Annotated in this window: 12 protein-coding genes; all 12 read right to left on the reverse strand. The window is 66.1% G+C overall.

All coding sequences use genetic code 11. From position 1 onward, the window contains the following. Position 1 precedes the first annotated feature (1 nt). Genes ACU5AX_RS03340 through ACU5AX_RS03395 form a run of 12 tightly spaced genes read right to left on the reverse strand, consistent with a single transcriptional unit; the run spans position 2 to position 11169 of the window. On the reverse strand, positions 2–1642 hold the full coding sequence (locus ACU5AX_RS03340; protein WP_446689661.1) for a ribonuclease J: 1641 nt from the start codon (positions 1640–1642) through the stop codon (positions 2–4). 55 nt (positions 1643–1697) lie between these two features. After that, entirely contained in the window at positions 1698–2480 is a 783-nt protein-coding gene (locus ACU5AX_RS03345) for a type III pantothenate kinase (protein ID WP_446689662.1), read from the reverse strand. A 47-nt stretch (positions 2481–2527) separates the two neighbouring features. Then, on the reverse strand, positions 2528–3229 hold the full coding sequence (locus ACU5AX_RS03350; protein ID WP_446690458.1) for a biotin--[acetyl-CoA-carboxylase] ligase: 702 nt from the start codon (positions 3227–3229) through the stop codon (positions 2528–2530). Further along, positions 3226–4671 (reverse strand): NADH-quinone oxidoreductase subunit NuoN, encoded by a 1446-nt coding sequence (gene nuoN, locus ACU5AX_RS03355; protein WP_446689663.1) that lies wholly within the window; start codon positions 4669–4671, stop codon positions 3226–3228. Before nuoN ends, ACU5AX_RS03350 begins: the two co-directional genes overlap by 4 nt. After that, a complete protein-coding gene (locus ACU5AX_RS03360; protein WP_446689664.1) occupies positions 4671–6200 on the reverse strand; it encodes an NADH-quinone oxidoreductase subunit M in 1530 nt (509 codons plus the stop codon). Before ACU5AX_RS03360 ends, nuoN begins: the two co-directional genes overlap by 1 nt. Beyond that, positions 6197–8380 carry an NADH-quinone oxidoreductase subunit L gene (gene nuoL / locus ACU5AX_RS03365; protein ID WP_446689665.1) on the reverse strand — a complete coding sequence of 728 codons (2184 nt, stop codon included), beginning with the start codon at positions 8378–8380 and terminating at the stop codon, positions 6197–6199. Before nuoL ends, ACU5AX_RS03360 begins: the two co-directional genes overlap by 4 nt. 7 nt (positions 8381–8387) lie before the next feature. Further along, positions 8388–8696 carry an NADH-quinone oxidoreductase subunit NuoK gene (nuoK, locus tag ACU5AX_RS03370; RefSeq protein WP_115380523.1) on the reverse strand — a complete coding sequence of 103 codons (309 nt, stop codon included), beginning with the start codon at positions 8694–8696 and terminating at the stop codon, positions 8388–8390. Beyond that, positions 8693–9304 (reverse strand): NADH-quinone oxidoreductase subunit J, encoded by a 612-nt coding sequence (locus ACU5AX_RS03375; protein ID WP_198352747.1) that lies wholly within the window; start codon positions 9302–9304, stop codon positions 8693–8695. Before ACU5AX_RS03375 ends, nuoK begins: the two co-directional genes overlap by 4 nt. Positions 9305–9349: 45 nt before the next feature. Then, a complete protein-coding gene (gene nuoI, locus ACU5AX_RS03380; protein ID WP_198352746.1) occupies positions 9350–9835 on the reverse strand; it encodes an NADH-quinone oxidoreductase subunit NuoI in 486 nt (161 codons plus the stop codon). Then, positions 9832–9963, reverse strand: coding sequence for a hypothetical protein (locus ACU5AX_RS03385; protein WP_269769644.1), 132 nt, complete (start codon positions 9961–9963; stop codon positions 9832–9834). Before ACU5AX_RS03385 ends, nuoI begins: the two co-directional genes overlap by 4 nt. After that, entirely contained in the window at positions 9960–11009 is a 1050-nt protein-coding gene (gene nuoH / locus ACU5AX_RS03390) for an NADH-quinone oxidoreductase subunit NuoH (RefSeq protein WP_446689666.1), read from the reverse strand. Before nuoH ends, ACU5AX_RS03385 begins: the two co-directional genes overlap by 4 nt. A gap of 16 nt (positions 11010–11025) precedes the next feature. Then, a complete protein-coding gene (locus tag ACU5AX_RS03395; protein WP_446689667.1) occupies positions 11026–11169 on the reverse strand; it encodes a hypothetical protein in 144 nt (47 codons plus the stop codon). Positions 11170–11171: the final 2 nt, after the last annotated feature.

Consider the following 11171-nt stretch of genomic DNA (forward strand, 5'->3'; position numbering starts at 1 on the left):
GTCAGGCCTGGACGATCAGCACGTCGACGATCGGCTTCTTGCCGGTCCAGCGCGTCGCGACGCGGCGTACCGCCAGGCGGATGTCCTCGCGCCGCTTCTCGATCTCGCGCTTGCCGCCGTTCAGCGCTTCCTCCGCAGCGGCCGCCGCATCCTCGACAAACGCGACGCGGTCCTCCTCGACCGGCACGCCCTGCACGCGTACCTGCGGCCGGCCGATGCCGCGGCCCTGGCGATCGATCGCGACGGCGACGGAAATCTGGCCGTTGATCGCCAGCTTGCGCCGCTCGTTGATCGTCGATCCGTCGGCGGGCAGGATCACGTCGCCGTCGAGCACCAGGCGCCCGACGCCGGCATGGCCAAGCTTCTGCGGCGCGCCGGGAAGCAGGCGGACGATGTCGCCGTCGCTCTGCACGATCGCTTGGCTGACGCCCTGCGACTGCGCGTAGCGGGCATGCTCCATCATGTGGCGCATCTCGCCATGGACCGGCACCAACGTCGTCGGGCGGATCCAGCCGTACATCTGCGCCAGTTCCGGGCGCCCCGGGTGACCGGAGACGTGGACATGCGCCTGCCGCTCGGTGACCATCCGCACGCCCTTGGCGGCGAGCGTGTTCTGGATCTTGCCGATCGCGATCTCGTTGCCGGGGATCTGCTTGGACGAGAAGATGACGGTGTCGCCCTCGTCGAGCTTGATCGTGTGGCTACCGTCGGCGACGCGGGCCAGCGCCGCGCGCGGCTCGCCCTGCCCGCCGGTGGCGACGATCAGCACCTTGTTCTTGGGCAGGCGCATCGCCGTCTCGGGATCGACCGTCTCGGGGAAATCCTTCAGATAGCCGCAGGCGCGCGCGACCTTCAAAATCCGGTCGAGCGAGCGGCCGGTGACGCACAATTTGCGCCCCGTCTCGCGCGCCACCTCGCCCAGCGTGTGCAGGCGCGCGGCGTTGGAGGCGAAGGTGGTGACCAGCACGCGGCCGGGCGCCTTGGCGATCGTTTCCGCCAGCCCGCGGCGCACCGACGATTCCGAGCCGGAGGCGGTGTCATTGAACACGTTGGTCGAATCGCACACCAGCACGTCGACGCCCTCGTCGCCGATCGCGCGCAGCGCCTCGCCGCTGGTCGGCCGGCCGATCACCGGATTGGGATCGAGCTTCCAGTCGCCGGTGTGGAAGACGCGGCCGGCCGCCGTCTCGATCACCAGCGCGTTGGGCTCGGGAATCGAGTGCGACAGCTCGACGAAGCGGACGTTGAAGGGGCCGATCTGCTCCGACCCGCCCGGCTGCACCATGCGCAGCTTGACGCGATTGGCATTGCCCTCCTCTTCCAGCTTGCCGCGGATCAGCCCGGCGGTGAACGGCGTCGCATAGAGCGGCACGCCGAGATCCTCGGCCAGATAGGGCAAGGCGCCGATATGGTCCTCGTGCCCGTGGGTCAGCACGATGCCGACCAGATCGTCGAGGCGGTCCTCGATGAAGGCGAGGTCGGGCAGCACGATGTCGATGCCGGGATAGGCGGCATCGGCGAAGGTCACGCCGCAATCGACCATCAGCCACTTGCCGGCATGGCCGTAGAGGTTGACGTTCATGCCGATTTCGCCCGAGCCGCCGAGCGCGCAGAAGAGCAATTCGTTATTCTTGGGGGTCATCAATGTCTTTCGGTGAATTTCTGGGCGCCCGCCAGGCCAGAACGGCGCGAGCGCGTCAGGATGGGATATGGGCTCTTTCAGCCATGATCGCCAGCCCTTGTATCGTCAGGTCCGGCTCGACCACATCGAATGCCTCGGTATGCCGTTCGAACAGCACGGCGAGGCCGCCGGTGGCGATCACCTTAACCGGCCGGCCAACCTCCGCCTTCAGTCGGGCGACCAATCCCTCGATCATCGCGATATAGCCCCAGAAGATGCCGATGTGCATCTGGCTGACGGTGTTGCGGCCGATCACGCTGGTCGACGCCGGCGCCTCGATCGCGATGCGTGGCAGCTTGGCGGCGGCGCTGACCAGCGCGTCGAGCGACAGGTTGATTCCCGGCGCGATGATCCCGCCCTTGTAGGCGCCGCGATAGTCGCTGACGTCGAACGTCGTCGCCGTACCGAAATCGATGACGATCAGGTCGCCGTCATGCAGCTCATGCGCCGCGATGGTATTGACCGCACGATCCGCGCCAAGATTCTGCGGTTCGTCGACGTCCAGGGCGATGCCCCATTCGACCGGCGCACGACCAGCGATCAACGCCTCCGTCCGGAAATATTTGCTGCTCAGCACCTGGAGATTGTGCAGCGCGCGCGGCACGACGGTGGCGACGATTACCTGCGTCACATCCTCGCGCGCGAAGCCTTCGAGCGCCAGCAACTGGCTGAGCCAGACGGCATATTCGTCGGCAGTGCGGCGCGGATCGGTGGCGATCCGCCAGCGGCCGCGGATCGCCCGCCCCTCGACCAGGGCAAAGACGACATTGGTGTTACCGGCATCGATCGCGAGCAGCATCGCTCCGCCTCATCCCCTTATGCGCGGCCGCTGCCGCCAGATTATCGTTACAGCAGAAACACGTCGCCCGCGTGCATGACACGCCGTTCGCCGTCGGCCAAGCGCACCACCAGGGCGCCATCGGCGTCGAGGCCGTCGAAGATCCCGGCGACCGCCCCGCCATCCGGCAGCCGGACGTTGAGCGCGGTGCCGACCGGATGCGCGGCGGCGAGCCAGGCGCGGCGGATCGCGTCGATCCCCTCGCCCCGCCACCGTTGGAGCCAGCGCGCCACCGCCTCGGCGAGTTCCTCGATTAGCGATGCCGCATCCAGCGGCGCGCCCTCCGCCGCGAGGCTGGTGGTGCGGCGGTCGGGAAGATCGGGGTGGTGGGCGACGTTGACGCCGATGCCGATCACCACCGCATCGCCGCTCCGTTCCAGCAGGATGCCGGACAGTTTGGCGCCGTCGACCAACACGTCGTTGGGCCATTTCAGCATCGCCCGGCCGGGCAGATGACGCGCGAGCACCGCGTGCAACGCCACTGCAGCGACCAGCGCCAGCGATGGCGCCGGCGGGTCGCCAGGGCGCAGCCGCACCAAGGTGCTGGCGTAGAGATTGCCGGGGGGCGATTGCCACGCCCTGCCCTGCCGCCCACGGCCCGCGGTCTGCAGCTCGGCGCGGAGCCACTCTCCCTCGCGCGCGCCCAGCGACGCGAGGTGGAGCAGGTCGGCGTTGGTCGACCCCGTCTCGACGACGGTGCGGATCGTCAGAACAGCGCCTGCGCGGCGACGGTGGTCCAGGCGGTCAGCGGCGCGATCAACAGATAGCCGAGCGGCGAAATGAACGCCGCGGTGACGACGATCAGGCCGCCCTCCAGCTTGCTGTCGCTCGGCCCGAACGCCGGCGCCGGTTCGTCGAAGTACATCGTCTTGACGACGCGCAGATAGTAATAGGCGCCGATCACCGAGGCGACGTAACCGATCACCGCCAGCGGGAAGAGCCCCGCCGCGATCGCCGCGTCGAACACCGCGAACTTGGCATAGAAGCCGAACAGCGGCGGAATGCCCGCAAGGCTGAGCATGAACATCATCAGCGCGAAGGCGAGGCCAGGGCGGGTCCGTGACAGGCCGCTGAGCGACGCGATGCTCTCGACCGGCTGACCGTCGGCATCGCGCATTTGCAGCACGATCAGGAACGAGCCCAGCGTCATCACGACATAGATGGTGAGGTACACCAGCACCGCCGAAACGCCGGTCGGTGTCCCGGCCGCAAGGCCGATCAGCGCGAAGCCGACGTTGTTGATCGACGAATAGGCGAGCAGCCGCTTGATGTTGGTCTGCCCCACCGCCGCAACCGCGCCGAGAATGATGGAGGCGAGCGCCGCGAAAATCACGATCTGGCGCCACTGGTCGGTGGCCGGGCCCATCGCCTCGACCGCGACGCGCACGGCGAGACCGAGCGCCGCCACCTTGGGCGCCGAGGCGAAGAAGGCGGTGACCGGGGTCGGCGCGCCCTCATAGACGTCCGGCGTCCACATGTGGAACGGCACGGCCGACATCTTGAACGCCAGGCCGGCGAAGACGAACACCAGGCCGAAGATCAGGCCCAGCGAGCGCGGGCCGGCATAGGCCTGGGCGATGCCGTCGAACAGCGTCGTACCGGCGAAGCCGTAGACCAGGCTGATGCCGTAGAGCAGGATGCCGCTCGCCAGCGCGCCGAGCACGAAATACTTCAGGCCCGCCTCGGCCGAGCGCGAGTCGCGGCGCATGAAGCTGGCGAGCACATAGGCCGCGAGGCTCTGCAGCTCGAGGCCGACATAGAGGGTCAGCAGGTCGGCCGCCGATACCATCATGCCCATGCCCGCGGCGGAGAGCAGGATCAGCACCGGATATTCCGGGCGCAGATCGTCGCCGCTGGTGCGCTGGAAGAAGCCCGGCGCCATCAAAATGGCGATGGCGGCGGCCGGGAACATCAGCAGCTTGGCGAAGCCGGCGAAGGCATCGGCGCGGTAGAGGCCGTCGAACGCGACCCCGCCACCCGAGGCGGGACCGGCGACCGCGACGCAGGCACCGGCGAGGATCGCCACCGCGGCCCAGGAGATGGCGCGGGTCGAACCCTGGCCACCCCAGGCGGCGACGAGCATCAGGACGATGGCGCCGATCCCGAGGATCACCTCGGGCAGCGTCATGGCGAGATTGGCGGCGTAATCCATCAGTGCGCGCCCTCGGCTGCAACATGAACAGGCGCGGCAGCTTTGCCGGCGGTGGGTTGGGAGTCGCTCGGCGGCGCCGCGCGGTCGATGCGGGCGAGCAGCACCCCGACGTCCTTGCGCATCGGCGCCATGAAGCTTTCCGGATAGACACCCATCCAGAGTGCGACCGCGGCGACCGGCGCGAGCAGCCAGAGCTCACGCCCCGACAGGTCCTGCATCTCGCGAACGTCTTCCGACTTGATCTCGCCGAACACGACGCGGCGGTACAAATAGAGCATGTAGGCCGCGCCGAGGATGATGCCGGTGGTGCAGACCAAAGCCGTCCAGGTCGAGATCTGATACGTGCCCATCAGGCTGAGGAATTCGGCGACGAAGCCGCTGGTCCCCGGCAGGCCGATCGACGCCATGGTGAAGAACAGGAAGAACAGGGCATAGCGCGGCATGTTGATCGCCAGGCCGCCGTAGCGCGCGATCTCGCGGGTGTGCAGCCGGTCATAGATGACGCCGACGCACAGGAACAGCGCGCCCGACACCAGCCCGTGGCTGAGCATCATGATCATCGCGCCCTCGATCCCCTGCCGGTTGAAGGCATAGAGGCCGATGGTCACGATCGCCATGTGCGCCACGGAGCTATAGGCGATCAGCTTCTTCATGTCCGACTGCACCAGCGCGACGAGGCTGGTGTAGACGACCGCGATCCCCGACAGCAGGAAGATTAGCCAGGCGAGCTGGCCGGACGCCTCCGGGAACATCGGCAGGCTGAAGCGCAGGAAGCCGTAGCCGCCGAGCTTGAGCAGCACGCCCGCCAGGATCACCGAACCCGCGGTCGGTGCCTGCACGTGCGCATCGGGCAGCCAGGTATGCACCGGCCACATCGGCATCTTCACCGCGAAGGAGGCGAAGAAGGCGAGCCATAGCCAGGTCTGGACATGCACCGGGAAGTCGTACGCCATCAGCTCGGGGATGCGCGTCGTCCCCGCCGCGCGCGCCATGTACAGCATCGCGATGAACATCACGACCGAACCGAGCAAAGTGTACAGGAAGAATTTGTACGACGCGTAGATGCGGTTCACCCCGCCCCAGATGCCGATGATCAGGAACATCGGGATCAGGCCGGCTTCGAAGAAGATGTAGAACAGGAACAGGTCCTGCGCCGCGAAGGTGCCGATCATCAGCACCTCGGTGAACAGGAACGCCGCCATATATTCCGGCACGCGATTGGTTACCGAACGCCAGCTTGCGCCGATGCAGATCGGCATCAGGAAGACGCTGAGCATGATCAGCAGCAACGCGAAGCCGTCGATGCCGAGCGCCCAGGCGAAGCGACCGAACACCGGCTGGTACTCGACGAACTGCCACTGCGCGCCGCCGATGTCGTAGCTGCTCCACAACAGCACGCCGAGCGCGAAGTTGATCAGGGTCGCGAGCAGCGCCGTCATCCGCGCGCCCTGCGGGCTGAGGAACAGGCAGGCGATGGCGGCGATCGCCGGGACCGCCAGCATCAGCGAGAGGATGGGAAAGCCGCTCATTTCGCGATCGCCCAGGTAACGGCCGCGGTCAGCCCGATCAGCATGACGAAGGCATAGGTATAGACATATCCGTTCTGAAGCCGGCCGGCGATCCGGCTGGAGAGCTGCACCGCCCAGGCCGAGCCGTTCGGCCCGAACCGGTCGATCGTCTTCTCGTCGCCGCGGTGCCACAGCAAGCGGCCGATCGCGAAGGCGGGGCGGACGAAGAGCAGGTTATACAGCTCGTCGAAATAATATTTGTGGAGCAGGAAGCGGTAGAGGATCCGGAACTGGTCCGACACCGCCTTGGGGAAGCTCGGCGCCTTGAGATAGGCATACCAGGCGGTCACCAGCCCGAGCAGCATCGCGATCGTCGCCGACAGCTTGATGAGGGTCGGCACGCCGTGCATCGCATGCATCAGATGCTCGCGGAACGCGATGTCACCCTTCCAGAAGCTCTCGCCCGCGCTCGGCTCGATGAAGAAGCCGTGGAACACGAAGCCGGCTGCGATCGCGCCGATCGACAGGACGATCAGCGGGATCAGCATGACCAGCGGGCTCTCGTGCGGATGATAGCCGCCGGTGCCGGCAGGCAAATCCTGCTGCGCCGGGCCATGTTCTGACGGCCGGTCGCCAGAGTCCTCGGCCTGCGCCGGGTTGGCGTGCGCCTCGCTCGGGTGATGCGAGTCATGGCCATGCGCATCGTGCGCGTGATCGGCGTGGCCGTGCGCGTGCCCATTCGCATGATCGTCATGGCCGTGGCCATGCGCGTCATGCCCATGCTCGTCATGCAGCGCGTGCTGGATATGCTCCGACGCGGCCCAGCGCGGCGTGCCCCAGAAGGTCAGGAACATCAGCCGCCACGAATAGAAGCTGGTGATCGCCGCGACGAGCACGCCGACGAACCACACGCCCGGCTCGCCCGCCGCCCAGCTCGCCTCGATGATCGCGTCCTTGGAATGGAAGCCGGCGAAGCCGAACGCCAGCGGATTGCCGAACAGTGCCGGCAGGCCGACGCCGGTGATCGCCAGCGTCCCCATCATCATGCCCCAGAAGGTCAGCGGGATGCTTTTGCGCAGGCCGCCGTAATAGCGCATGTCCTGCTCGTGGTGCATCGCATGGATCACCGAGCCCGCACCGAGGAACAGCAACGCCTTGAAGAAGGCGTGGGTGAACAGGTGGAACATCGCCGCGCCATAGGCGCCGACGCCGGCGGCGAAGAACATGTAGCCGAGCTGCGAACAGGTCGAATAGGCGATGACGCGCTTGATGTCGGTCTGCACCATGCCGACCGTCGCGGCGAACAGGCAGGTCGCGGCGCCGATGAAGGTGACGAAATGCAGCGCGGTCGGCGACATCTCGAACATCGGCGACAGGCGGCACACCATGAACACGCCCGCGGTGACCATCGTCGCCGCATGGATCAGCGCCGACACCGGGGTCGGGCCCTCCATCGCGTCCGGCAGCCAGGTGTGCAGGCCGAGCTGCGCCGACTTGCCCATCGCGCCGACGAACAGCAGCAGACACAGCACCGTCATCGTATCGGCGCGGAAGCCGAGGAAGCCGATCGTCGAGCCCGCCATGTTGGGCGCGGCGGCGAGGATCGCCGGGATCGACACGGTGCCGAACACCAGGAAGGTGCCGAAGATGCCGAGCATGAAGCCGAGGTCGCCGACGCGATTGACGACAAACGCCTTGATCGCCGCGGCATTGGCGCTCGGCTTGCGGAACCAGAAGCCGATGAGGAGGTAGCTGGCGAGGCCGACGCCTTCCCAGCCGAAGAACATCTGCACCAAAGTGTCCGCGGTGACCAGCATCAGCATCGCGAAGGTGAACAGTGACAGATAGGCGAAGAAGCGCGGCTGGTCCGGATCCTCGCTCATATAGCCCCAGCTATAGAGGTGAACGAGCGCCGACACGGTGGTGATCACGACCAACATGATCGCGGTCAGCTGATCGACGCGCAGCGACCAGGCGACGTTCATGTCGCCGCTGGCGATCCATTCGAACACCGGCACCACCGTCGCGGTGTTGGCGCCGGACAGGAAGCCGAGGAAGATCGGCCAGCTGAGCAGGCACGAGGCGAACAGCGCGCCGGTGGTCACCAACTTGGCGGGACCGAAGCCGATCGCCTTGTTGCCGAGCCCGGCGACTGCCGCTGCGAGCAGCGGCAGGAATACAATGAACAGGATAGACGTCACCTGCCGATCACCCCTTCATCCGGTTGACGTCGTCGACCGCGATCGTGCCGCGGCCACGGAAATAGATCACCAGGATCGCCAGCCCGATCGCGGCCTCGCCGGCGGCGACGGTCAGCACGAACATCGCGAACACCTGCCCGACCAGATCGTGCAGGAAGGCGGAGAAGGCGACGAGATTGATGTTCACCGCCAGCAGGATCAGCTCGATCGCCATCAGGATGACGATCAGGTTCTTGCGGTTCAGGAAGATGCCCAGCACCCCCATGGTGAACAGGATCGCCGCGACGACCAGGTAATGGATAAGACCGATGGTCACAGCTGGACCCCCTCGCCGACCGGCGGCTGGACGTTGCGCGTCGCGTCTTCGGGACGGCGGGCGATCTGGCGGAAGGGCGATTGCGCCCGTACCCCGCCGCGCTGGCGATGGGTCAGCACGATCGCGCCGATCATCGCGACGAGCAGCACGAATCCTGCCCCTTCGAACACGAACAGATAGCGCGTGTAGAGCAGATTACCGATCGCCTGGATGTTGGGCACCGTCCCGTCGATCGGGGCGATACGTTGCGACAGCTTGACGCCGCCCGCGCTCCACGCGCCGACCGCGATGATGATCTCCGCCGCCAGGCCGACCGCCAGCGCCAGGCCGAGCGGCAGATAGCGCGCGAAGCCGGCGCGCATCTGCGCCACCTCGATGTCGAGCATCATCACGACGAACAGGAACAGCACCGCGACCGCGCCGACATAGACGATGACGAGCAGCATCGCGATGAATTCCGCCCCGACGAGGATCATCAGACCCGCGGCGTTGAAGAAGGCGAGGATCAGCCACATCACCGAATGGACCGGGTTGCGCGACGAGATGGTCATCGCACCCGAGCCGATCACGATGATGGCGAACAGGTAGAAGGCAAGAGCCTGGATCACGATTCGGTCGGCCCCCTTAAGCCCGGATAATCGACGCGGCGCGCATTAACGGTACGGCGCATCGGCGGCAAGGTTCGCCGCGATCGCCCGCTCCCAACGGTCGCCGTTGTCGAGCAGCTTGGCCTTGTCGTAGATCAGCTCCTCGCGCGTCTCGGTCGAGAATTCGAGGTTCGGGCCCTCGACGATCGCATCGACCGGGCAGGCTTCCTGGCACAGGCCGCAATAGATGCACTTGGTCATGTCGATGTCGTAGCGCGTCGTGCGGCGGCTGCCGTCGTCGCGCGGCTCGGCCTCGATCGTGATCGCCTGCGCCGGGCACACCGCCTCGCACAGCTTGCACGCGATGCAGCGTTCCTCGCCGTTCGGATAGCGGCGCAACGCATGTTCACCGCGGAAGCGCGGGCTGACCGGATTCCGCTCGAAGGGATAGTTGATCGTCGCCTTGGGCTTGAAGAAATACTTCAGCGTGAGGGCATGCGCCTTCACGAACTCCCAAAGCGTGAACGATTTGACGATCTGTGCGACGCTCACGATCCAAACCCCATAACCCGGTCGATGGCCACGACCGTCAATCCGATGATCACGCCGCCCAAGGCGCGGCGCTTGACTGCCGCGGGGTCGAGCCCCGCCCGCAGGATGAAGGCATTCACCCGGTTCACGCCGGCACGCGCATCCACATCAGCACGCCCGATACCAGGAACACCCAGAACAGCGACAGCGGCAGGAAGATCTTCCAGCCCAGCCGCATCAGCTGGTCATAGCGGTAGCGCGGCACCGTCGCCTTCACCCAGCTGAAGATGAAGAAGAAGATCAGGATCTTGATCAGCAGGTTGATGACGCCCGGCACCCAGGTGAACGGCGCGAAGTTGAAAAACGGCAGCCAGCCGCCCCAGAACAGGGTGGCGTTGAGCGCGCACATCAGCAGCACGTTGGCATATTCGCCGAGCCAGAAGAGCGCGAAGCTCATCGAGCTATATTCGGTCTGATAGCCGGCGACGAGCTCGCTCTCCGCCTCGGTCAGGTCGAACGGCGCACGGCCGGTCTCCGCCATGCCGGAGATCAGGAACACCACCGACATCGGGAACAGCAAAGGATTGAGCACGAAGCCGTTGATCGGCAGGCCGTACAGATTCTGCTGCGCCATCACGATCGACGACAGGTTGAAGCTGCCCGCCCACATCACGACGGTGATCAGGACGAAACCGATCGCGACTTCGTAGCTGACCATCTGCGCCGCGGCCCGCAGCGCGGAATAGAAGGGATATTTCGAGTTGGACGCCCAACCCGAGATGATGATGCCATAGACGCCGAGCGACGAGGCGGCGAGCACGTAGAGCAGGCCGACGTTGATGTCGGACACCACCACCCCTGCCCCGAACGGCACCACCGCCCAGACGATCAACGCGACGGTGAAGGTGATGATCGGCGCCAGCAGGAACAGGCCGCGGTTTGCCGCCGACGGGATGATCGTTTCCTGCAGGAAGACCTTGAGGCCGTCGGCGAACGACTGGAGCAAGCCGAATGGCCCGACGACGTTCGGGCCGCGGCGCAGCGCCATCGCCGCCCAGATCTTGCGATCGGCATAGATGATCATCGCCACCGCCAGCATCAGCGGCAGCGCAATGACCAGGATGCCGACCACGGTCGCGACGAACCACGCCCAGCCATAGGGCATGCCGACGGTAGTGTTGAAAAAATTGGTCATCGACCGACCGCCCCGCTCACGACATCAGAAACCAAACGATCAGCCCGACAAAGGCTGCAAGTACTGCTAGCCACGTCCGCCAATACCACCGGGGCGAATCCCGGTCCGGTAGAGCAGCCTCCGACATGGCTTCGGCAATATCCACCAGCAGATCGTGCATCG

This window comes from Sphingomonas benefaciens (genome assembly GCF_052907485.1).

Excerpts from the sequence above, each read along its gene's own strand:
- ACU5AX_RS03345 (WP_446689662.1), bottom strand. The coding sequence starts at position 2,480 with ATGCTGCTCGCGATCGATGCCGGTAACACCAATGTCGTCTTTGCCCTG.
- ACU5AX_RS03340 (WP_446689661.1), bottom strand. The coding sequence starts at position 1,642 with ATGACCCCCAAGAATAACGAATTGCTCTTCTGCGCGCTCGGCGGCTCG.
- nuoN (WP_446689663.1), bottom strand. The coding sequence starts at position 4,671 with ATGGATTACGCCGCCAATCTCGCCATGACGCTGCCCGAGGTGATCCTC.
- nuoH (WP_446689666.1), bottom strand. The coding sequence starts at position 11,009 with ATGACCAATTTTTTCAACACTACCGTCGGCATGCCCTATGGCTGGGCG.
- ACU5AX_RS03360 (WP_446689664.1), bottom strand. The coding sequence starts at position 6,200 with ATGAGCGGCTTTCCCATCCTCTCGCTGATGCTGGCGGTCCCGGCGATC.
- ACU5AX_RS03395 (WP_446689667.1), bottom strand. The coding sequence starts at position 11,169 with ATGCACGATCTGCTGGTGGATATTGCCGAAGCCATGTCGGAGGCTGCT.